Origin of the sequence: Gelidibacter japonicus (genome assembly GCF_010725055.1) — a bacterium.
GTDB classification, from domain to species: Bacteria; Bacteroidota; Bacteroidia; order Flavobacteriales; family Flavobacteriaceae; genus Gelidibacter; species Gelidibacter japonicus.
Genome location: NZ_BJKB01000002.1, coordinates 377,589 through 401,303 on the forward strand (window position 1 = coordinate 377,589; position 23,715 = coordinate 401,303).

Sequence of the window (23,715 nt, forward strand, 5' to 3'; positions counted from 1 at the left end):
AAAAAAGACAGCCAATTCGAAATGAATTGGCTGTCTTTTAATGTTTTCACTATATGATTAATAATGATGTTTTTTGAATCTAAACTCAACTAAAATCCAAGTTGAGCATTTTTCTGAATTCCATCATGCACGATTACTACAGTATCCTGCTTCATAACCGGAGCATCATCATTCGAATCACCCTGAGAAAACAAATAGGTCGCAAATGCCAAAGCCGCGAGGCTAAGTATTAGTTTTTTCATTTTAATAATTATTGATTAATAGCATCACAAATATAAGAAATCAAGTGGCTGAAAACGAGCTTTAAAGCATCTATTATTACAGATTGGCAATAATTTCGACTAGTTGCAATTTATCAAGATGAAATACATTTTTTAACGGGTTGGAATACGTAGACCTACGTACGAAAAGACCGTTTTGAAGCTATGTTGAAACAAAAAAAACCTCTATTGAAAGAGGTTCTTTTAAATTATCTAAACAATTTGCGATCAAGACTAACAGGTAAACAACAACTCACGGTATTTTGTCATCGGCCATAACTCATCATCAACCAATAATTCCAGTTTATCACAGTGGTAACGAATACTATCAAACAACGGCTTTACCTTGAAGCAATAATCGTTGGCCCTAATTTCAAAATCCTCTATAAGATTAGCTGTTCTTCGCTCATCGGTCATTCTGGTGACATCAGAATTAATTGAAGAGATATGTCCTGAAATATCTTCAATCAAGTTCAATTGTTCTTGGGCGAATTTTTTAAAGTCTTTCCCGTAGATTTCTTTTAGGCCTTTTACATTTTCTATCAATCTATTTTGGTACTGGACAGCAATTGGCACAATATGGTTACGCGCTATGTCGCCAAGAACCCGACCTTCAATTTGGATGCGCAATATATACTCTTCCATTTCAATCTCATATCTCGCTTCAGATTCAATTTTGTTCATAACGCCCATTTCTTCGAAAAGTTTAATCGATTTGTCCGAAACTTTCACTTTCAAAGCTTCGGGAGTCGTTCTGTGATTGCTAAGGCCTCGCTTCGCAGCCTCTTTTTCCCAAGCTTCACCATAACCGTTTCCTTCGAAAAGGATGTTCTTTGATTTTTTTATATAGTCTCTCAAGACGTTGAAAATGGCATCATCCTTTTTCATTTCTTTTTTCTTGATCAACTTGTCTACCTCTATCTTGAAATCACGCAATTGTTTTGCAACAATTGTATTTAAAACAGTCATCGGATTGGCGCAATTGGCAGTAGACCCTACCGCCCTGAACTCGAACTTGTTCCCTGTAAAGGCAAAAGGAGAGGTCCTATTTCTGTCAGTATTATCCAATAATACATCTGGAATTTTCCCTACAACATTTAATTTCAATTCCGTTTTTTCTTCCGGCGACAATTTCCCATTGGTAACATTTTCCAGTTCATTAAGGACATTGGTCAATTGTTCTCCTATAAAAACCGACATAATGGCCGGTGGGGCCTCATTTGCTCCCAAACGGTGATCATTACTGGCTGAGGCTATTGCCGCTCTTAAAAGCTCTTCGTTATCATTAACGGCTTTGATAGTGTTGATGAAAAATGTGAGGAACTGCAAATTGCTCATTGGAGTTTTCCCAGGACCCAATAAATTGATGCCCGTATCAGTACTCAGACTCCAATTATTGTGCTTTCCGGATCCATTGACACCAGCAAATGGTTTTTCATGGAACAACACCTTAAAGTTATGTCGCTCTGCAACCTTATGCATAACATCCATTAATAACGAGTTATGATCTACTGCTAAATTGGCCTCATCGAAAATAGGTGCCAATTCAAACTGATTTGGGGCCACTTCGTTATGTCTGGTTTTAACCGGAATCCCCAATCGCATACATTCAACTTCCAGATCCATCATATAAGCTAAAGCTCTTGCCGGAATAGAACCAAAATAATGATCATCCAACTGCTGTCCCTTGGCCGCAGAATGTCCCAATAAGGTGCGCCCTGTCTGAACGATATCGGGTCTTGAGGCCGCCAAGGCACTATCAACCAAGAAGTATTCTTGTTCCCACCCTAACGAGGTGTTTACTTTCTTTACATTTTTGTCAAAATATTTACAAACTGCCACTGCAGCAGTGTCCATGGCATACAAAGCTCTTAACAATGGCGTCTTATAATCCAAGGCCTCTCCCGTATAGGCCACAAATACCGTCGGAATACATAAAGTGGTTCCATATATAAATGCTGGAGAAGTTGGGTCCCAAGCCGTGTATCCACGAGCTTCAAACGTATTTCTGATTCCGCCATTAGGAAAACTGGATGCATCAGGTTCTTGTTGGACCAATTGTGAGCCTCCAAATTTTTCGATGGCCAATCCGTTTCCAATAGTTTCAAAAAAGGCATCGTGTTTTTCAGCAGTAGAACCAGTTAAAGGTTGAAACCAATGTGAATAATGTGTGGCCCCTTTTGAAATAGCCCATTCTTTCATTCCTGTCGATATATGATCGGCCACAGAACGGTCTATTTTTGCTCCGGTTTCAACAGCCGCCATAACGCTATTAAAAGCCTCTTTCGTGAGAAATTGGCGCATCGTAGCTTCATTAAACACATTGGAACCAAATATTTCCGAGCGCCTTTCTTTTTCTTCAATCAGAATAGGTTTACGGTTAAGAGATTTTTTAATTGCGTAAAATCGTAATGTGGACATATTTTTATTATTTGATGAAGATTATGTCACAAAAATAAAAAAAAATGAACACAAATACATTTACACCCCTAAAAAAATAGGGTGTGAATGCAAATTTTATGAGATTCGCAACATTAACCCCTCTATTTTTCGATGTAGAATGCCAAAAAGATAAAAATAAGATAAGATGCTAATAATATAAATCCCTTGAATCGGCCCAATTCCATCTTTTTTGGCAAAAAGATCATGGGTATCAAAATAAACGCAAATGCCATCATCCAGATCATGTCACTACTTAAGATTTTTGGACTATTTACAGAAATAGGCTGAATAATTGCGGTAAGACCTAAGACGGAAGCAATATTGAAAATATTGGAACCTATCAGATTCCCCAAGGAAATGGCTTTCTCTTTTTTCAAGGCGGCAATTACCGATGCTGCCAACTCCGGCACACTGGTCCCGATTGCAACCATAGTAACGGATATAACCCGTTCACTGACACCTAATGACACCGCCATTTCTTTGGCTCCAAAAACCAACCACTCACTTCCAAAATAAAGTGCAAATGCCCCGATAAGCAACCAAACAGTAATTTTAAATCCAGAAGTAATTTGAAGGGTTTCATCCAGATCTTCAATATGCGTTTCAGGCTCACTTTTAGATCGTTTAATCAAAACAACAAGAAATATAATTAACGAAAGCAGCAATGCAGCTCCTTCCCATCGATCCAAAATATCACCGCTCTGCAACATAAAATAGAGCACAACAGACAGCAACATCATCATTGGCCAATTGAGTTTGTAAAAATTCTTGTCAACCGTCATTGGCGAAATAAGGACGGTAATCCCCAACACCAAACCTATATTGGCAATGTTGGAGCCAATAACATTACCCAAGGCTATATCCGATGATCCGGCCAAAGCCGCCTGTAAACTGACTAAAAGCTCGGGCGCAGAGGTAGCAAAAGACACCACCGTCATACCGATAACCAGTTTGGAAATATTAAATTTAAAGGATAATGCCACTGAGGAGCGCACTAAAAACTCGCCACCCACAACTAACAAAATCAAACCTAAAATCACCCAAACTAAACTCATAAATTATTTTTTTTGCGAAGATACTACATTCATATTATGAGGAAAGCTTTGAGGTTTACGAATTTCATAAAAATTCAATGATTATATGTCCAAAAACAAGATACACTGTGTAGAGGTTGAGTTTTAACCTGTAATGAATCAACTATATTGTTATAAACACCAAGTTAGAGGCCAAAAAATGATAGGAGAAAATGCGTCAAGCTAATAGGACCATCATTAATTTGGAGAAATTAGCAAAAGCAATTATGTTTAAGTGGTTTTTTGAATTGGGATTGCAGGATAGTTATTACAATTTGAATCCTATCTAAGTTTGGCCAATTCAGAAAACAGCAATCAGAAGATGCTATTATGATGAGCGCACCTTTAAAATCGTCGTGAAGGGTGGCGACTCTAAATTCGAAATAACATGGCTTATACCGGTGGACCTCTGAATGAATTGAACGGCAAAATGGGAATTTCTGCACCTTTTAGAAGCGTGCCAGTGATGAAATTGATCAGAACCTATAACCCTTTAAGTAAAGATGCCTTGGTCCAATTAATAGAATATCACTACAAAAATGATTGTCCGTGTGGCATAAAGAGCCAAGGCACTGTCGAAATGTTTGGAAGAAATCTCTACGAATCACAACTTCTCTATTGGAAAGAATATCGATATTCTCTAAAAGAATGCATTCAATGGGAATATGATTTATTTGTAGTTCAGTCATTGAAAGGTGGAGTCATTGAAAAAAAAGCAATCCACAGATTGAATCAATCATTAACCGATTTTAGGCTTGAAGAAGCTGAAGGTTTTTTAGATGAAGAATTGAGAATAGACATCATTATCAAAAAAAACACCGTAGAAGTAGGTGGCATACAGGTCAAGCCAGTAACATTTAAGCTAATGCGACCAGAAGTGATATCGTTTAATACGATGGCGAATCAGAAATGGACAAAGCCTGTTTTTTACTTGTTTTACGATAAAGAGGAAAACTTTATCAATATGGACAATATCGTTCTTGAAATACGAAACTTATAGTTTGGAAAGCGCTGCTTGATTTATCGATTTCTTTAGTACATGTGGCAAGCCATCCTCGGATGGCGAATATTCGACATAGGTCGCGCGGAATTGATCGTCTTCATTTATAATTTCATTCAGATAATGTAATCTGATGTTCTTTTCCTGGCTTGTTACCACCGGCAAGTTTAAATGAGCATTAAAATGTTTGATGTCCTTCTTTTTAGGATCTTTCTGCCTGTTGATAATAAATTCACGATGGCTGTTGATTCTATTGTCGATATTAGAATTTAAATCGGCAAGTGATGTCGTTTGGATATTTTCATTTATCACTTCCAAAAACTTTGGATCTATTTCATACCCAATACTATTGCGCTGAGCGGTCATGGCAGCCAAAGCTGTTGTTCCTGTTCCTAAAAACGGATCCAGAACCACATCGTTTTGTAGTGAATACATATTAATCAATCGATAAGGCAGTTCAAAAGGATATGCAGCGCTTCTTTTGCGGGATTTAGAGTTATCGATTTTCTGTTTTGTGCCTTTTAAATCCCAGAGGTCGGAAAACCAAATATTTCTTTCTTCCCAAAAAAACGAACTTTCTTGTCTTCTTAATTTGTCCTCAGGTTTTTTAAATTCACGTTTTCCTCCTTTTCTAAATATCAGCACCCATTCATGTTCCAGGGTAACGTAGGCTCCCGCAGGCAGCATTCCAGAACCCATAAATTTATTTGGGGCGTTTGTTTGTTTGCGCCAGATGATGTTTGGTAAATTTGGAATATCCAATTTTTGAAAAGCGGAGATAATTCGGGCGTGATTTGGATATAAAGCGAAATTTGAATTTATAGTTCGAGTAGCATCACCAATATTGATACAGGCAAACCCGCCATCTTTTAACACACGAGCCACCTCTTTCCATATTTTATCCAATTCAAGATGCATTAATTCAAAAGCCAAATGAGGCTCGTTGTTTGTTAATGCGGTTGCTATTTTTGGATTTTGTAGAGCCATGATATCATCCCACATTTCAATCATTGGATACGGAGGTGAAGTAACTACAAGATCAATTGAATTGGAGTCAATTTGATGCATGTTTTGAGCGGCACCTATGATAGTTTTATGTGTGGTGTTCTTTAAATCCATTTAGCAAATATAAGAAAGTTACCTATAGCCGGATTGAAAGTTATTTCCGGCCAAGATATTTCAACTTTTATAAAGATTGGGACGAGACATTTACGCATTCTCCTTGCTTAAAGATTGTCTCTTCTCCATATACCCTACTGATTTTCACAGTCTTTAACATTCTGAACAAAAGTTTCGTTAAACTTTTTCATCATATTTAATTATATAATAATTTTGAGTAAAACGAGAAAAAAATGAAAACTTCTAAATTTATTAAAATCGGAATGGGCGTGATTTTAGTGGCTATCATTGGCCTTATTTCCTTAAAAAGTTTCGCCCACAAAACAGAAGCTTCTGCTGTCGTGAAAAGCGAGACCTCCATTAATGAAGATGTCCTTCTTAATGAAAACACATCTATTACCATTGACAGCAATACTTCAGATTCAGAATTTGAAGATATTCAAGCAATTCTTAAGGAACAACAGATTACCGCATCCTTCACTCATATAGAACGCAACGATGCTGGACAAATCATTAGTATTAAAATCGAACTTACCGATGCCAACGGAAATCAGGCGGTGAGCCAGATGTCTAGTAATGTTCCGATCCCACAAATTGTGTTCGGGAAAAAAGATGGTACGCTTTACATCACGCGAAGCAGTAAGGAACAAGGTGCAATGGCTTTTTTTAATCGCCCAAACATGGCTCCTTTTGGTTTTGGAAATGATTCATTAGGGTCTCCAACAATGCCTCACTTTGGGAATTTCAATTTTGATGATTTCTTTAATGATGAGGATCATGCATTCTTTTTGAACGGACAAACGTTGAATTTGGAGGAATTAAGAGAACAGATGAAAAAACAAATGGAATCCAGTGGCTTCTTTGGAAACAATCTGTCTTGGTTTTTTGACACACAGGATAATGGAGCGCTGTCAAATAAATTCAACTTCAAGGATGATCCAAACACGAATAAGCTAATTATCATTGACGGAAAGGAATCTGATTTCCAAACCTTGGACCAATTGGCCAAATCCGATAAGTTAAAAACCGTGGACCATCTCCAACCGGATACTGCCGTCAGTATTTATGGAGATAAAGCAAAGGATGGTGCTGTCATAGCTACCACCAAGGACAATCAGTAATATCAAAAAAAAATATAGTAGAACACACCCAAGATGGTGTGTTTTTTATTCCTACCAATAGATTTTAATACCCAGTGGTTTTCCGGGATCGAAAAGGCAATTACTTATTTATTCCTCGAAGGCTTGCCCGCCAGTGGGCCCAGACTGGCTCCGAGGTTTTTTGATTAAATACTAATAAGTAATAGATATTTTTGTTAAAATAACTATAAAAATAGTTGCATAACTATAAAAACAGTTATATTTGAAATCCAGTAAAAAAATTTTCCATTTATAAAACTGAATAATTCACTGGTTATGCAAAAACTCACGAATAAAGAAGAAGAAATCATGCACATCATTTGGAAGCTCGAAAAAGCCTTCGTAAAAGATGTCATGGCAGAAATTACAGTAGATCAACCACACTACAACACTTTATCCACCATCATTAGAAATTTGGAAGAGAAGGGTTATGTAAGCTATCACGCTTACGGAAAAACCCATCAGTACTACCCTATTGTAAGTAAGGAAGCCTACAAGAAGCGTTTTATGAGTACCGCCATCGAAAATTATTTCAATAATTCCTATAAAAATGTCGTGTCGTTTTTTGCGAAGGAAGAAAAAATAAGTGTAGATGAACTCAAAGAGATCATCGCATTAATTGAATCGAAAAATTCCCAAAAAGCCAATTCTGATATAACCTAAACGCACTAATTATGGAATATTTATTAAAATCCTGTGCATTGATTGCCGTTTTTTACATCTGCTACATTCTGTTTTTGCAACGGGAAACCTTTTTTGAAGCCAACCGATGGTTTTTATTATTGGGACTTATCACTTCCATTCTATTTCCTTTGTTAGTGATACCCATCTATGTAGACATGCCGGCGACGACTAATGGTGGATTTAGCGTGATCGCGACAACCGCTCAAACTACTCCAGAGCCATCTTTTGATTTGACCACCTTAACACTGTGGGTTTATGCCATTGGCGTAAGCTTCTTTTTGGGCCGATTACTTATCCAGTTCCTTTCATTAATGAAACTCATCAATAAAAACGACAAGGAAAAATCAGGCAAGTACACCTATATAAGGACCTCAGAATCCCTATCGCCGTTTTCATTTTTCAAATGGATTGTTTTTAATCCGAAGCTATTTAATGAGAAAGAACTGGAACTCATTTTACAGCACGAAAAGATCCACGCTTCTCAATCACACAGCATAGATACGGTTTTAGTTGATCTTGCCGCCGCTCTATTTTGGTTCAATCCTTTTATCTGGCTATACAGAAAAGTGCTCAAACAAAATTTAGAATTCATTGCCGATCAACACACACAAAAACAGTCTAAAAATGATGAACGATACCAAAAGCTATTGCTGAAAACGAGTTTGCCCGAACAAAATTTAAATATCGTCAACACTTTTTATAATTCATCAATCCGCCTTAAGCTATTTGGAAAGCAAATCACGCTTTTCAACACTTTGGGACAAGTCAAAAAACGAATCGTTATGCTACACAAATCAAAATCAAACCTTATGAACACTTGGAAATACAGTATTGTCGTGCCTTTATTGGTCATTTTTGCCATGACTTTTAACACCGAAATTATTGCACAAACTACGGTTGCAGAAAAAGAAACCGCAAAAAGCGATCAACAAAATATTTTAAAATTTGTGGTGACCAAAGACACTAAGGACCAACAGCTCGATTTCATCAAAGAGAAGCTTGCAGATAAAGGTGCCATTATCTCTTTTAAGAATGTGAAGCGGAATATAAAAAATGAGATTACTGCCATTAAGATCAAGTTTGATTACAAAAATAATAGTGGAAACACCTCCATAAATCTATCACAGCCCATTAGTCCCATTGAAATCTCCATTAATCCTTCTAACGACTCAATTAATGTAGGGCAACAAACTTCAGAATTAAGTCAATCTTTTGATATCATAACGGATGAAGACGGACAAGTAATAATTTCAGAATCCACTACTGATCCTAAAGAGAATTCTTTCCGTATTGTTGGAAAAAAAATAAACAAAAACGCCACAAATAAGGACACCATATTCATTGAAAACACAACTGGAAAAGTCAGTTATAAAAATACTATTGACGAAAACAACAAAGTCATAACTGTTAAAAAAACAAACAGCGAAACCCATATTTTTAATAATGATGAAAGTTCGCCTTTGGTTTTTTTAGATGGAAAGAAAATTAAGAACGATGAAATGGACACCATTGATCCAAACTCTATTCTTAATATTCAAGTCTTAAAAGATAAAGCCATCACTAAAAAGTATGGAAAAAAAGGTGATAACGGCGTGATTCTTATTACTTCCAAAAAAGATGGCTTTTCAAAATCTGAAAACCAAGAAATAATTTTCGAAAATCAAATCAACCAAAAAATCATAAAACTTGAAGTTGATGAAGATACTGAAATCATCCATGAAAGACCTTCGAATTTGTTATCAAACTCCAAAAACCCTCCACTATACATTGTGGACGGAAAAGAAACCACAAGAGAACAGATGGATGCCATTAATGAGACAAATATTGAATCTGTTTTTGTTTTAAAAGGTGAACAGGCTACAAAACAATACGGAAAGAAAGGTGAAAATGGTGTGATCATTGTTACCACGAAAAAGAAATAACAACGATTTAAGTCTATTAGGTAAGCCCAAATTCAATTATGAATTTGGGCTTTGTTTTTTTGAACTCGTCATTGTTACTCGACCACAATCTTTTTGGTCAGGGCTTTTCCTTTCGATTCCAATCGCATCAAACAAATGCCTATTGACAATCCAAAATCGGAGAAAAGAATCAATCCCCTTCATTAATAACCACTGGTTCATTAATAACCACTGGTGCGGAGGTTATTGCTGAAAAGATCATAAAAGAAGAATTACAGCTATATGTTTCATTATGAGGTTTTTAATAAAGATACATATCAAAATCATATGAAAAACATCGGAACTTAATAAACAATGAATTTAACAATTTCCGAAATTCAATAAAATGAAGAGCGCTGCTCATTAGAAAGATGAAAACACTGAAACTTCAAATTTTTAGCACAACATCCATCTAAGTTTTTTAAAATGATCAAAAAAAACATTCTTCAAAACTAACATTCTAAAACAAAATAACATAATTGTTGTTACAAAAACAAACTTAAGACAAGACATATCACACATATATGATATAGTAATCATCATTTTAATTTAAAATTCAAAGTCAAATTCATTAAAAACTACTAAAACATTAGGAACATCATTTTTAAAACCTATATATTGAAATCACAATTGCAATTAAGAACAACGTATTAACCTTTAAAACACTGCTATTATGATAACAATTGCCAAAATTATAATCGTTATTATTTTTTCGATTTGCTAAACGCAAAAACTAAGTAAAACTCAGTCTAGAATGAGTTTTGATCTTAGTTTTTATAGCATCGTGGTTATTTTAATTACTTTAAGACTTTTATCTCTATATTTGTTACAGATGCGACACAAATCATCCACGTTATAATTAGAACATTATGAAGCGAAGTTTTTTCAAGTTATTGGCAAAGATCAATAAAACACTACTTCCAAGCTATTCAAAACGCCAGCTTGATCTTTCCAAAGCTTCCAAACTTCAAATGGCCATCATTGGTTGGCGTGTATTTGTTACCAAAAACGCATTAGATTAAAACCATAGCTCCAATCCCCAAATTCCAACTCTATTTTCTGCTATCTTTGCAGAAAATAATCATCAATGTCATTTAAGGACTTACAACTCAATAAACCCATCTTAAAAGCAGTAGCCGAATCCGGATACCAAATCCCCACCTTAGTACAAGAAAAAACCATCCCATTGGTTTTGGCCAAAAAAGATGTCATCGCCTCTGCGCAAACAGGCACGGGAAAAACCGCTGCATTTGCACTTCCCATTTTGCAACTTCTTTTTGACCATCAAGATGAAGCAAAAAAAGCAAAAAAAATCAGGGCCTTGATCATCAGTCCGACGCGGGAATTGGCCATACAAATTGCCCAAAACTTTAAGATTTACAGTGCCTATACCAATTTAAAAACCATGGTGATTTTTGGTGGTGCCTCCATTGATCCACAAATTGACCTTCTTAAAAAAGGTGTCGACATTGTTATTGCCACGCCCGGGCGCTTGCTTGATTTACACAAACAGGACCAGATCAATTTGGACCATATAGAAATTTTGGTTTTAGATGAAGCCGACCTAATGCTCGATATGGGTTTCATCGATGAGGTTTCAAAAATTGAACGTCTGTGTCCTGATGAAAAGCAAATTTTACTATTTTCAGCAACCATGCCTTTCAAGGTAGAACAACTGGCGAACTCCATTTTAAAGTCGCCAGAACGGGTGGAAGTAACACCCACGTCGTCTGTGGCAAAAAACGTGAGCCAAGTATTGTATTATGTTCCAAAACAGCACAAAATAGAATTGTGCCTCCATTTGTTGCGCAATACAATCAAAGGCAATATTCTTATTTTTAGACGAACCAAATTTGGGGTTGAAAAACTCGAGCAAACCCTCATTAAAAATGGATATAAGGTAGAGAGTTTTCATGGTGATAAAACCCAAAGTGACCGACAAGCTGCTCTTGGCAAATTCAAGCATGGTGAAGCCAATATTCTTATTGCAACAGACGTTGCCGCAAGAGGCATTGACATCAATGAGTTGGATGCCGTGGTCAATTTTGATATGCCAAACGTGCCAGAAACCTATGTGCATCGTATTGGAAGAACGGGACGTGCAGAGCATTTTGGCAACTCCTATTCTTTCTGTTCTGCCGATGAAAAAGCCTATGTCAAGAGTATTCAGCAATTGATCAACATACAGATTCCGGTTGAAGAAGATCATCCCTACCCTTTGGATCCAAAAGCGAAACCTATTATTCATACCTCTAAAAAAACAGGAAGTAAGCATAAGAAAGGGCGTAAAGGACAAGGATCGAAAAGCAAAAAGAAACGTTGGTATTAATTAAAGTGGGAAGTCGGAAGCATGGAGATTGAAGTTTCAATTTATAGTTAAAGTTTCAATTTACGAATTGGGGCATGTTGATTATTGGTGGCTTATTTGAAGTTGGGTTTGCGGCAAGTTTAGAAAAAGCAAAATATGCAACGGGCGCTGCTGCCACATAGAGGTATATCGCATTTTTAGTCTCCTTGTGTAGACATGAACATGAACCCGCGGACTTCTTAACTTTAGTTCTCATAAAATCAGCTATCTGTAAATATTTATGCTATCATTAAACGGTTAACATTTTGTTGGCCGTTTTTTTTATTAATAAATGTATCTTTAAAGTCTTGAACTTTAAAAAAGCATCTTTTAAAGAAGTAAACCATAGCCCCTGGCAGACATAGCTTACGATTTACGATTTTTGAAAAACGAACGTCGCACTAATGACAATAATCCCTATGAGTTATAAATCAATATTGTTTTATTTATTATTCCTTTGTGTGAGTATAAATTTTGCTCAAACCACTATTAAAGATGCAGAAACGAATTACCCAGTGTCTTATGCAACGGTTTCCTTTAACAACGGGAACGGCTTATTTGCAAACGATGAAGGCCAATTTATCTTTACAAAAAGACTTTATCCAGATATTGATACACTCTATATTTCTGCATTAGGCTTTAAAGACCTCAAAGTAGCAACCGCAAACTTACCTGAAACCCTTCTGATGTATCCGGAAGTTAATGCTTTGGACGAAGTATTAATTTCGGCTAAAATAGATCGGAAATTCAAGGTGGAAGACATCAAACCTTATTTAGATGACGACTATTACAAATGTTGGTTGCCCACTATAGAATCTGAAATTGCAGTTTACTTCAATAATCCGGACGAGGCTTTGAAAAAAATCACCAAAGTGCATTTCCCAATAACCTTAGAGTCTAAAGACTGGGAAAAACGAAAACGCTCCAATGCCGATAAGAAACCCTTTTCTACATTGTTCAAGGTAAAATTTTACAACAATGAAAACGGTCACCCCGGAAAAGAAATCAGCTTACGCACCATTGTTTTCAGAGTCACGGAAAAGGATGGCGACAAATTTACTTTGGACGTTTCAGATGAAGATATTTTCATTCCGCAATCGGGTGTATTTGTATCCTTACAAGTTTTGGGCTATACGGACGATAAGGGCAAATTATTGTCCAACAAAAAATACAAGGAAATCAAATCCAATGATGGGAGCATTATAAAGATTCCGACCAATTTCAGACCGCTCCTTCCGTTTACGGACAAAATTTCAGAAAACAAAACCTATGTCAAACGCGTTTTTGTCAATGACAATAAATGGACCCGATTTGAGAGAGGCAGCAACTTTCAATCCACCCTCCTCCAATCAGGACTAAATAATTACGGTATCGGACTCACTTTTAATGCTTATAAAGACTGAAATTCATGATCTATCCTTGGCATCTTTACTTAATGGCTGCAATCTATATTTTCGCCGGCACCATGCATTTTATCAAACCTAAAATGTATTTACGAATCATGCCAAGATACTTACCCAAACCTAAACTCCTGGTATTCCTTAGTGGGATAGCGGAGATTGCCTTAGGAATTGGTCTTTGTTTTCCGTCAACAAAAAACCTCGCCATATCAGGTATTATAGCGATGCTCGTCGTGTTTTTAATCGTACATTATTATATGTTAACCAGTAAAAAAGCAGGTGCTGGCATTCCTCTCTGGATCTTGTTACTTCGAATTCCTTTACAATTTGCATTAATGTATTGGGCATTCTGGTATTTTCAACTCTAATTTCAGCCATGAACATATTATCTTAGATAACTTAATCGAATTAAACCGCAATGAAAACTCCCAAAATTTTATTTTATTTAATCTTATGTATTATGTCAGGCTGTGCACAACCTAAAGAAAAAGAAGAAGTAGTTGTTTACAGTTATGTAGAAGAACCACATTCTTATGCCAGGCCAAACAATGCGTTTATCAACCACTTGAACTTAGATATTTCGGTCGATTTTGATAATGAAATCATAAAGGGAAAAGCAACTTATGATATTGTAACCAATAACAGTACCCAAATAATCTTAGATTCAAAACACCTAGATATTGAATCTGTTATGGCCGATGGCAAAGAAACTGAATTTTCATTGGGAGCCAACGACAAAATATTGGGACAACCGCTAACCATTACCATAACAAAAGACACCAAAAAAATCGAAATCACCTATAAAACCACAAAAGACACGGAAGCTTTACAATGGTTAAAGCCAGAACAAACCGCCGATAAAACCAAGCCTTTTCTATTTACACAAGGTCAAGCCATTTTGACGAGAACTTGGATCCCTATTCAGGATAGCCCACAAATACGTTTGACCTATGAGGCCAATGTTCAAGTGCCTAAAGACTTGATGGCTGTTATGAGCGCTGAAAATCCGAAGGAAAAAACTGAAAACGGTTTGTATCATTTTAGAATGAAACAAGCCATTCCTGCTTATTTAATTGCATTGGCTGTGGGCGATTTAAGTTACAAAGCCATTAGCGAACGCACTGGTGTTTATGCTGAAAAATCGATGCATAATAAAGCATTCGATGAATTCTCTGATATGGAGAAAATGGTTTCAGCCGCTGAAAGTCTTTATGGCGATTATGTATGGGAGCAGTTTGATGTTATTGTTCTTCCACCGAGCTTTCCTTTTGGCGGGATGGAAAATCCGAGATTGACATTTGCCACACCTACTGTAATTGCCGGCGATAAAAGCTTAACCTCATTGATTGCACATGAGCTCGCACATTCGTGGTCTGGTAATCTGGTCACTAATTCCACTTGGAATGACTTTTGGATCAACGAAGGCTTTACCGTATATTTTGAAATGCGCATCATGGAAGCCCTCTACGGGAAAGAATATGCGGATATGCTTGCACTGATAAGTAGACAGGATTTAGATGACGAATTGACGAACTTAAAGGACACCCCAAATGCCACCAAACTCAAGCTCAATTTGAAAGGTAAAAATCCAGACGATGGAATGAACAGTATTGCTTATGACAAAGGCTATCTCTTTTTAAGAACCTTGGAAGAAACTGTTGGGCGTGATCAATTTGACGCCTTTCTCAAACAGTACTTTAAAGAACATGCATTCTCAACCATGACCACAGAAAAATTTGTGACTTACCTCAACACCAATTTATTAGAAAAAAATAAGATTAGTTTTAATACGGATGAATGGATCAACCAGCCAGGAATTCCCCAAAACCAAGCCGTCATTACTTCTGAAAAATTCAAAAATGTCGATCATATCCTTCAAGAATTCATAGTGGAAAGCAAATTTGATAAGGAAGTCACAAAAGATTGGACACCCCAAGAATGGGTGCATTTTATCAGAAATTTTCCAGCGACCATGACGGTGGAACAAATGAAGACCTTGGACGATATTTTGAACCTCACCAATTCTTCAAATTCCTATATTCAGATGGTTTGGTACGAACAAGCTTTAAATCATGATTATCACGGAAAAAATGTGGACGCGAAAATTGAAGAGTTTTTGACTTCAGTAGGACGACGTTGGTATGTGGAAACTATTTTTAAAGCTTTTAAAAGAAATAACAAAATGGAAGATGCACTGAAGATCTACGAAAAATCGCGACCAAATTATCATTCGGTCACTGTAAAAACGATTGATGATCTTCTGGGTTTTGAACCTGAGGAAGAAGTGATCAAATAATTTATAAGACGTCAACAAATTTGTCGGGAATAAAAGGCAGAATCTTATACTATTGATTTCATTTTATTTCCCCCAAAAGCTCCTATCGACATTTACTCCCATCAGAAAGCTTTATCTTTTTGGAATTTTCTGCTAAAATCTGCGTAAGCTGCCGGCCGACAGGTGGGTCTGCTGCAAATTCATTCCACCACAAAATCAAAATAAGTATCCGGAAATGGCTCCCATCTTAAGGTAAAGTGCCACCATTCCTTAGGGTAATTTCTAAAATTATATTTGAGCATCATGTCTTGTAAGAGTTGACGGTTCTGCAGTTGGGCTTCCGTGAGGTCGGTATAATCCAACCAAGATAGTTCGCCAAAAAAATCGTAAGGACCACCCATATCTAAAGGTTCCCCGGTATCAGCATCAATAATGGTCAAATCTATGGTACTTCCTCTACTATGTCCCGATTTTGAAGCAATATACCCGTCCCTAAACAAAAACTGCTTCTCAACCTCTGGGTAAAATTCACGCTTTTTTATGGTATCCGCCAAGTCTTTTGACCAGGCAACAAAGTGATCCACCGCACGCTGTGGCCTATAGGCATCGTAAACTTTTAGACACAGGTTTTGATTTCGGAGATCTTCCTGTACTTTCTTCAAGGCTTCTGTGGCTTCAGCAGTAAAAATCAATCGGTTGGAATTATAGCCTTCAATGGGCATTCCGATAAAGTTATTGTTGGTGAAATATCGCAATTCAACTTCCAAATCAGGAATATGATCCTTAACGTAGACAAATCCTTCCGGTAATTGCGCTACTGGTGATTTCACAAATGCAAAACCTACTACAACCAACACTAAAAGCAATCCGATTTTTTTCCTCATAGTGATGCTAAGTTAAATAAAATAAACATTATGGACAGACCCCCTGTTTAAAAAGAAATCGCATTTTAAGCCCTAAAGATGAGAAACAAAAAAACCTCTCAAAAAGAGAGGTTTTACTAAGAGCCGATAGAGGGACTCGAACCCACGACCTGCTGATTACAAATCAGCTGCTCTAGCCAGCTGAGCTACATCGGCCTAAGAGACTGCAAATATAATCTTGAAAATCATATTTGCAAATCTTTTGAAAAAAATTAATCTAAGGCATTGATTTTTTCAATCAGCGCCTGTCCTCTAGTTTCCAATTCAGCATTGATAGCTTTGAAATGCGCCTTTTTGTTTTCTACATTTTTCTCATTGACTTTTGCAATCAATTCATCAAAAGTAGTGATGGCTTCATCAACAATAGCTTCAGTTTTCTTTGTGTCTTTGCCAGTGTTTGCATATTCCCATACATAAGCCGCTTCAATAATATCGCCTAAAACATAATTAATATCTTTTTTTAGGTCTCTAACATTTGCCATTTTTATATTTTTTAAAATTTTTACAAAAGTAATCAATTATAACATCCCCTCTACAATGGATTGGGTATATTTTAACTACACATAAACCTCCAATAAGGTGGCTCCTTGGGAAAGGATTTGATAAGAGCGAAGTGCCGCAGGAAGCAAGATAGTCTCTCCCTTTTTTACAACTTCGGAATGGTTGGCTGTCTTGATTTCAGCCTCTCCTTCCACACAAATATAAATAACGAAGGAATCGTAAGTGTTTTCTTTTTGAAGCGCTTTATCCACCTTTAAAAAGTTGGTCGTAAAATATTGACAGCTCACCATTGGATTCGATTGATTGGATGTCTTTTCATAAGACACCCTGAAATTGTCTTCCATATCAAATCCAATGGCATCTATGGCCAGATCAGTATGGAGTTCGCGTTCATTTCCGAAGTCATCTTTCCGGTCCCAATCATAAATACGATAGGTAATGTCACTGGTCTGCTGGATTTCTGCAAGTAAAACCCCTGCTCCAATGGCGTGTACGCGTCCTACTTCAATAAAATAAGTATCGCCCGCCTTCACCTTGTCAAAATTGAGAATCTTAGGAAGCGTTTTATTTTTTAAATGTTCGAGATATAACTCAGGCGTCATTTTCTGATTAAAATCAACAATCAAGTTGGCCCCAGAATCTGCTTGCATCACATACCACATTTCAGTTTTACCGAAGGAGTTGTGACGTTTTGCCGCCAATTCATCGTTAGGATGCAATTGAATGGACAAATCTTCTTTAGCATCTATAAACTTGATCAATAATGGAAATTTATTTCCAAATTGCTTATAGTTCTTTTCACCAATCAAATCGGCCTTGTAAGTGCTCAACAAATGTTTTAAGGACTGGTTTTCCAAGTTTCCATTTGAAACCACAGAGGTATCTCCTTCCACATCGCTGATTTCCCAGCTCTCACCTATATTTGGCAATTGAGAATCTTTATTTAATAAGGATTTTAATTTTTTGCCTCCCCAAATTTTATCTTTAAGAATGGGTTGGAATTTTAAGGGGTAGAGAGTGTTTTTCACAATAATTTAATTTTAATTTAAAACCAATAAGCACTTATGCCCTGGAAAGTTCTCTTTCGGTTTTCATGGGTCAGATCCCTGAATAGGTGACGAAATTACGAGGTGTTTCGTACAAGGTTATGGTCAGATCAAGCGATGGCTTCAATCTTGGTTTAATTTTGTCGTAGATCACAACCGCTATATTTTCGGCTGTTGGATTTAAGGTTTTGAATTCTTCCACCTCAACATTCAAATTCTTATGGTCCAAATAATCTTCAATTTCTTCCTTTATGATGTCCTTCAAAACTTTCATATCCATCACAAATCCGGTCTCATGATCAATGCCACCCGTGACACTTACAGTCAATTCATAATTATGGCCATGATAATTGGGGTTACTGCATTTACCAAAAACCTCAGCATTCTTCTCATCGCTCCAATCCTTTCTAAAAAGCCGGTGTGCGGCATTGAAATGTGCTTTTCTGCTAACCGTAACAATCATGATTATCCTCTATTTATATGTTCGTAGAATTTATCAAAAATGATCTTAAACCATTCTGTATAAATCTCTGGCCGTTTCAGCATATCTTCTTTTACTTCCTCTAATGGCATCCACTTCCAAGCGGCAACCTCATCAGGATTAATAATGGGCGCGTCTTCATAATTACCGATAAGGACATGGTCAAACTCATGTTCTGTCAAACCATTGTCAAACGGTGCTTTGTAAATAAATGACACGGTGTCTTCCAATTCGGTCACAAATCCCATTTCTTCCTGCAATCTGCGTTTCCCTGCTTGAATATTGGTTTCGCCCTCTCGTTGGTGGCTACAACAGGTATTTGCCCATAGCAATGGCGAATGGTATTTATGTGCCGCCCTCTGCTGTAACATCAGCTCATTTTTGTTATTAAAAATAAACACGGAAAAAGCACGGTGTAAAAGCGCTTTCTCATGGGCCTCCATCTTTGGCATGAGGCCAATTTGCTCGTCTTTTTCATTAACGAGAATTACTCTTTCTTCAGTCATAGCTTACAAAAATACCAACAAAAGTTATAAAAAGCACCATTGTTAACTTAAAATTAAAATCGGTCTAATTCTTCTACAGAATTTGCTTTCAATAATAGTATCTTTGCATCCCATTTTAAGTAGAATATGAGTTTTAAGAAAGAAATAGAAAGACGACGCACGTTTGGTATTATTGCACATCCAGATGCTGGAAAAACAACACTGACCGAGAAACTATTATTATTTGGTGGTGCCATTCAAGAGGCTGGTGCAGTAAAGAGCAACAAAATCAAAAAAGGGGCGACGAGTGACTTTATGGAAATTGAACGTCAGCGTGGAATTTCTGTCGCCACTTCGGTATTGGCTTTTGAATATGAAGGCAAGAAAATAAATATTCTGGATACGCCTGGGCACAAGGACTTTGCCGAAGATACATTTAGAACCCTAACCGCTGTAGATAGTGTTATTGTCGTTATTGATGTTGCTAAAGGTGTGGAAGAACAAACCGAAAAATTAGTAGAGGTTTGTAGAATGCGAAATATCCCTATGATTGTGTTTATCAATAAACTCGATCGTGAAGGAAGAGATGCGTTCGATTTGTTGGATGAAGTAGAGCAAAAACTTAGTTTAAGAGTGGTCCCTATGAGCTTTCCAATAGGAATGGGCTATGATTTTAAGGGTATTTATAATTTATGGGAAAAAAACATCAATCTCTTTAGTGGCAGTAATCGAAAGAACATTGAAGAAACCATTGAAATTTCCGATTTGGAATCTAAAGAAATAGACACTCTCGTTGGAAAAAAAGCAGCGGATACACTTCGTGAAGAAATTGAACTTGTAGAAGGTATCTACCCTACATTTGATAGAGATGAATATTTAAACGGAACGCAACAACCGGTGTTTTTTGGATCTGCCTTAAATAATTTTGGGGTTAGGGAACTACTGGACTGTTTTGTGGAAATTGCCCCAAAACCAAGACCTAAACAAAGCGAAGAACGCTTGGTGCAACCGGATGAAAAGGAATTCACAGGCTTTGTATTTAAGATTCACGCCAATATGGATCCGAACCATCGTGACCGATTGGCCTTTATAAAAATTGTTTCGGGCACTTTTGAACGCAACAAACCGTATCTGCACGTTAGAAACAATAAAAAAGTGAAATTCTCCAGTCCGAATGCCTTTTTTGCAGAAAAGAAAGAAATTGTGGATGTCTCATATCCGGGGGACATTGTAGGTATACATGATACTGGTAATTTTAAGATAGGAGACACACTTACTGAAGGTGAGATCATCAATTACAAAGGTATTCCAAGCTTTTCTCCTGAACACTTTAGATACATCAATAATGCTGATCCATTAAAATCAAAACAGCTTTATAAAGGTATCGATCAGTTAATGGATGAAGGTGTGGCACAACTATTTACCTTGGAGCTCAATGGCAGAAAGGTCATCGGAACCGTTGGTGCCCTACAATATGAAGTCATCCAATACCGATTGGAACATGAGTATGGCGCTAAATGTACCTACGAAAATTTAAATGTGTACAAAGCCTGCTGGGTAGAACCGACCGATCCGAAAAATGAGGAGTACAAAGATTTTTTAAGAGTAAAACATCGGTATTTGGCAAAGGATAAACAAGACCAATTGGTGTTTTTAGCCGATTCTCAATTTACATTGCAAATGACACAACAAACCTATCCGAGCATTAAGTTTCATTTCGTTTCGGAATACAAGTAATTAAATTACAGTAAATCAAGTACCAAGTTCCAAGAAAACAATCCAAAGACCTGCTTGGTGCTTCAGGCTTCGTGCTTTTAGTCAAAATAAAAAACCTCATCCCGTCCACTTTCTCCCTTTGGACCCAAGCTATTGAATTTCCAGCTAAAACTTAACATAAAGTACTGTTCCAAGACGGTACTTTGTGAATCCTGGATATAATTTTCGGTTGTAGTGCGTCGCGCATTTGTGTTTTGATTCAACAGATCATAAACCTTTAGTGTCACCGTACCATTGTCCTTCATAACAGAGTATGCCAAAGTAGCATTCCAAAACCAGGCACTCTTTTGAAAACCTTGGGCCACATTAGGATTGTACATATAATTAATATCATTACGCCATTCGAGATTTTTAGGAAAAAATGTTGCCGTTCTAATGCCTAAGTTGTGACTCATAAAATTTCGATTGTCCAAATCATCCAAGTCGTAACGTGTCTTGGTAAAGGAGAGACGATAGTTCGGCCGAATTTCAAAAAGACTCTTCCATCGATAAGTCACTTCGAGATTTGGGTTAAGTCTGGTGCTTGTGGCGGCGTATTTCACATCATTATTGAAATTGACTTGTTGACTTAAATTTCCCGATAAACCAACACGAAACTTAATGGTTTGTAAAGAATCTATCTTAAAATCCTTACTGAAATTTGAACCCATAAACATCGAATAATTACCATCAACGTTGGTATAGGTCGTATTTCTAACCAAATTATCATCAACTGTGGTCATGGACACCACTCTGTCTTCAGTTAAATTGGCATTGGCATACATATAAAACCCGGTTCGTTTCTGAAAATCAAAACTATTATACCCGAAATTCAAACTATGCCTTGTTGATGGTTTCAAATTCGGATTTCCAATGATGGTGTTCAATGGGTCCGAAACATCTTCAAAAGGCTGTAATTGAGATATTTCAGGGGCATCATTTTGATAATCATATCTGAAATTAAACGAGGATTTTGGACTGAAACGGTAATTCATATTGGCATCTAGGTCCAGAAAATTAAAACTTTCCTTCAAGCTCAATTCCGGTCTCAATCTATCAGCATTTTCCATTGTTCTATAGGTATATCCAGACCCCAATCTAAAAGTCATTTTATCAGAATTATAGACTAATCTAAGGTTGGGAGATTGCGTTTGGTTCTTGTTGATAAAATCGGTGCTCAATTCCGTATTAAAATTATCATACGATTGAGACATTTCATCAAAATCAAAGGTGCTTCTACGATCTTTGCGTTTATCTGTACTAAAACCATACTTAAAATCAAGAAACCATTTTTTCGCTTCCAAAGGCAATCGATATGTGACTCCCATATTTAATCTGTTGGAACTCCTTTCACCATCTGTAAATTGCCTTCTTACAATATCATTAGGATCATCACCAAAAATATTGGTTTCGGAGTCTAAATAATCGTCAGAATTTGTGGCATTCACATTGGCGTTCATATTCACTCTTACAAATGCACCATCAGCACCAAACCTCTTTGTGAGATTTAGATTATTACCAAAATTCTTTCCAAAGGTTTCAACAAATGAAGCACTCTCTGACTGGTTGGTGAGAACACCGTCCTCACCTCGCGAAGCTTCTTGTTTTTCATAAGTATTAGTGGATTTAGAAAAGTTAAAGGAAGGCCTAACATTGACCATTAAAGTTGAATCGATCTTTATGTCAAAAGCCATGTTGGCTCTATGACTATCGGTATCATTAACAGAATTGGAAGTAGAACTCGTATAGTATCTTGAATCCGGCAAAAAGTTCTCCCGTTCAGTGACGGTCGCATTCTTTGAATTACTACCAGAGAAAAAATAATCTGCAGAAAGATCATTGTCTTTACCAAGTTCATCGGCATAATTCACACCAGCAGTATTTGAGGTTGTAATTCCTTGGCCTCCTCCAAAAGATCGGCCATCAATAGTAAAAGAACCTCCACTACTCACCGACATACTTCTTGCACCCCCAAACATCCTTCTAATTTCACCAAAACTAAAGCCCGACGAATTGATATTATTACCTCCAGATAGAACGCTCAATCGCTGTTCATTATCAAACATATTGACCATTCCCGCATACTCAAAACGATTGTCAGTTCCTGCACCCGCAGCTAGCCTCCCAAAAACACCCTTATTGTTTTCTTCTTTTATGGTCAGGTTAATCGTTTTATTTTGGTTGTCCCCTTTCTCACCGCTAAACGCTTCTGCTTTGGATTTTGTGTCCGTAATCTGAACTTTTTCAATTAGTTCCTTAGTCAGATTTCGGGTGGTAATCGTAGGGTCATTGCCAAAAAACGGCTTGCCATTAACCAAAATCTGATTGACCTCCTTGCCATTGACCTTAATTGCGCCATCCTCATCCACTTCTACGCCAGGAAGCTCCTTTAATAAATCTTCGACATTGGCATCTTTTTTGGTTTTAAAAGACGCCACGTTAAATTCCAAGGTGTCTTTTTTTATGGTAATGGGCGCTCTTGATCTCACAACCACTTCATCTAATACATTAGCCGTTTTTAGCGGAATAATTTTCAGGTTGAGAGGGTCTTTGCCGATTTTGAGAATTCGGGTATACGTTTCAAACCCTATATAGGAAATAATCAAGTTTAAGGAGTCTTCATAAGTCCTATTGTCCAGAACAAACGCCCCGTTCTTATCAGAAATGGTATAGGTAACTAACGTAGAATCTTTAAGCGTTTCCAGATAAACGGTTGCCGATTCCAGTGGTGACTGATCGACCTCTGAAATCAAAGTGCCTGAAATTTTAAAAGGTTTACCTTGGGAAAAGGTCATACAGGTCCACAATAATGCGAACGTACACAGAAGTTTCTTCATGAGGTAAT

20 protein-coding genes, 1 tRNA gene and 1 pseudogene are annotated in these 23,715 nt (G+C 37.0%); 11 read left to right on the forward strand and 11 right to left on the reverse strand.

Annotated features, from left to right (window positions below):
• Positions 1-89: 89 nt before the first annotated feature.
• From G6N06_RS03555 to G6N06_RS03565, 3 genes are all read right to left on the reverse strand, one after another.
• Complete coding sequence (locus G6N06_RS03555) at positions 90-242, reverse strand: hypothetical protein (RefSeq protein WP_163514681.1); 153 nt, start codon at positions 240-242, stop codon at positions 90-92.
• 252 nt (positions 243-494) lie between these two features.
• Positions 495-2,681, reverse strand: a complete 2,187-nt coding sequence (locus G6N06_RS03560) for a glutamine synthetase III family protein (protein WP_163514682.1) — start codon at positions 2,679-2,681, stop codon at positions 495-497.
• A 122-nt stretch (positions 2,682-2,803) separates the two neighbouring features.
• Entirely contained in the window at positions 2,804-3,757 is a 954-nt protein-coding gene (locus G6N06_RS03565; RefSeq protein ID WP_163514683.1) for a calcium/sodium antiporter, read from the reverse strand.
• Between the two features lie 406 nt (positions 3,758-4,163).
• Between G6N06_RS03565 and G6N06_RS03570 the strand changes: the two genes are divergently transcribed.
• Entirely contained in the window at positions 4,164-4,775 is a 612-nt protein-coding gene (locus tag G6N06_RS03570; RefSeq protein ID WP_163514684.1) for an MjaI family restriction endonuclease, read from the forward strand.
• Here the strand turns inward: G6N06_RS03570 and G6N06_RS03575 are convergent.
• Positions 4,770-5,894 carry a DNA-methyltransferase gene (locus G6N06_RS03575; protein ID WP_205334714.1) on the reverse strand — a complete coding sequence of 375 codons (1,125 nt, stop codon included), beginning with the start codon at positions 5,892-5,894 and terminating at the stop codon, positions 4,770-4,772. The genes G6N06_RS03570 and G6N06_RS03575 overlap by 6 nt on opposite strands.
• 233 nt (positions 5,895-6,127) lie before the next feature.
• Between G6N06_RS03575 and G6N06_RS03580 the strand changes: the two genes are divergently transcribed.
• The 9 genes and pseudogenes from G6N06_RS03580 to G6N06_RS03615 all read left to right on the forward strand — a co-directional run bounded on the left by G6N06_RS03580 (position 6,128) and on the right by G6N06_RS03615 (position 15,700).
• Positions 6,128-7,015 (forward strand): hypothetical protein, encoded by an 888-nt coding sequence (locus tag G6N06_RS03580; protein WP_163514685.1) that lies wholly within the window; start codon positions 6,128-6,130, stop codon positions 7,013-7,015.
• A 294-nt stretch (positions 7,016-7,309) separates the two neighbouring features.
• Complete coding sequence (locus tag G6N06_RS03585) at positions 7,310-7,696, forward strand: BlaI/MecI/CopY family transcriptional regulator (protein ID WP_163514686.1); 387 nt, start codon at positions 7,310-7,312, stop codon at positions 7,694-7,696.
• Between the two features lie 11 nt (positions 7,697-7,707).
• On the forward strand, positions 7,708-9,639 hold the full coding sequence (locus G6N06_RS03590) for a M56 family metallopeptidase (protein WP_163514687.1): 1,932 nt from the start codon (positions 7,708-7,710) through the stop codon (positions 9,637-9,639).
• An 887-nt stretch (positions 9,640-10,526) separates the two neighbouring features.
• Positions 10,527-10,679: an SsrA-binding protein gene (locus G6N06_RS03595; protein ID WP_163514688.1), complete on the forward strand. Its 153-nt coding sequence runs from the start codon at positions 10,527-10,529 to the stop codon at positions 10,677-10,679.
• Between the two features lie 65 nt (positions 10,680-10,744).
• A complete protein-coding gene (locus tag G6N06_RS03600; protein ID WP_163514689.1) occupies positions 10,745-11,986 on the forward strand; it encodes a DEAD/DEAH box helicase in 1,242 nt (413 codons plus the stop codon).
• Positions 11,987-12,060: 74 nt separating this feature from the next.
• A pseudogene (locus G6N06_RS19825) lies at positions 12,061-12,144 on the forward strand (QacE family quaternary ammonium compound efflux SMR transporter); the annotation flags it as partial.
• Between the two features lie 321 nt (positions 12,145-12,465).
• Entirely contained in the window at positions 12,466-13,407 is a 942-nt protein-coding gene (locus tag G6N06_RS03605; RefSeq protein ID WP_240337963.1) for a hypothetical protein, read from the forward strand.
• A gap of 5 nt (positions 13,408-13,412) precedes the next feature.
• Positions 13,413-13,772 carry a DoxX family protein gene (locus G6N06_RS03610; RefSeq protein ID WP_163514690.1) on the forward strand — a complete coding sequence of 120 codons (360 nt, stop codon included), beginning with the start codon at positions 13,413-13,415 and terminating at the stop codon, positions 13,770-13,772.
• A gap of 92 nt (positions 13,773-13,864) precedes the next feature.
• A complete protein-coding gene (locus G6N06_RS03615; RefSeq protein ID WP_240337964.1) occupies positions 13,865-15,700 on the forward strand; it encodes a M1 family metallopeptidase in 1,836 nt (611 codons plus the stop codon).
• Between the two features lie 179 nt (positions 15,701-15,879).
• Here the strand turns inward: G6N06_RS03615 and G6N06_RS03620 are convergent, their stop codons facing one another.
• The 6 genes from G6N06_RS03620 to idi all read right to left on the reverse strand — a co-directional run bounded on the left by G6N06_RS03620 (position 15,880) and on the right by idi (position 19,136).
• Positions 15,880-16,563: a M15 family metallopeptidase gene (locus G6N06_RS03620; protein WP_163514692.1), complete on the reverse strand. Its 684-nt coding sequence runs from the start codon at positions 16,561-16,563 to the stop codon at positions 15,880-15,882.
• 121 nt (positions 16,564-16,684) lie between these two features.
• Positions 16,685-16,758, reverse strand: a tRNA-Thr gene (locus G6N06_RS03625).
• A 56-nt stretch (positions 16,759-16,814) separates the two neighbouring features.
• Positions 16,815-17,084: a hypothetical protein gene (locus G6N06_RS03630; protein WP_163514693.1), complete on the reverse strand. Its 270-nt coding sequence runs from the start codon at positions 17,082-17,084 to the stop codon at positions 16,815-16,817.
• 75 nt (positions 17,085-17,159) lie between these two features.
• Positions 17,160-18,131 (reverse strand): type I phosphomannose isomerase catalytic subunit, encoded by a 972-nt coding sequence (locus G6N06_RS03635; RefSeq protein WP_163514694.1) that lies wholly within the window; start codon positions 18,129-18,131, stop codon positions 17,160-17,162.
• Between the two features lie 70 nt (positions 18,132-18,201).
• A complete protein-coding gene (locus G6N06_RS03640; RefSeq protein WP_163514695.1) occupies positions 18,202-18,612 on the reverse strand; it encodes a 6-pyruvoyl trahydropterin synthase family protein in 411 nt (136 codons plus the stop codon).
• Positions 18,613-18,614: 2 nt separating this feature from the next.
• Positions 18,615-19,136 carry an isopentenyl-diphosphate Delta-isomerase gene (gene idi, locus G6N06_RS03645; protein WP_163514696.1) on the reverse strand — a complete coding sequence of 174 codons (522 nt, stop codon included), beginning with the start codon at positions 19,134-19,136 and terminating at the stop codon, positions 18,615-18,617.
• Positions 19,137-19,262: 126 nt separating this feature from the next.
• Between idi and G6N06_RS03650 the strand changes: the two genes are divergently transcribed.
• The gene (locus tag G6N06_RS03650) at positions 19,263-20,852 is read left to right on the forward strand and encodes a peptide chain release factor 3 (protein ID WP_163514697.1); all 1,590 of its coding nucleotides are present in this window, start codon (positions 19,263-19,265) and stop codon (positions 20,850-20,852) included.
• 77 nt (positions 20,853-20,929) lie between these two features.
• On the opposite strand, the gene G6N06_RS03655 is transcribed toward G6N06_RS03650, so the two are convergent.
• Positions 20,930-23,707, reverse strand: a complete 2,778-nt coding sequence (locus G6N06_RS03655; protein WP_163514698.1) for an outer membrane beta-barrel protein — start codon at positions 23,705-23,707, stop codon at positions 20,930-20,932.
• Positions 23,708-23,715: the final 8 nt, after the last annotated feature.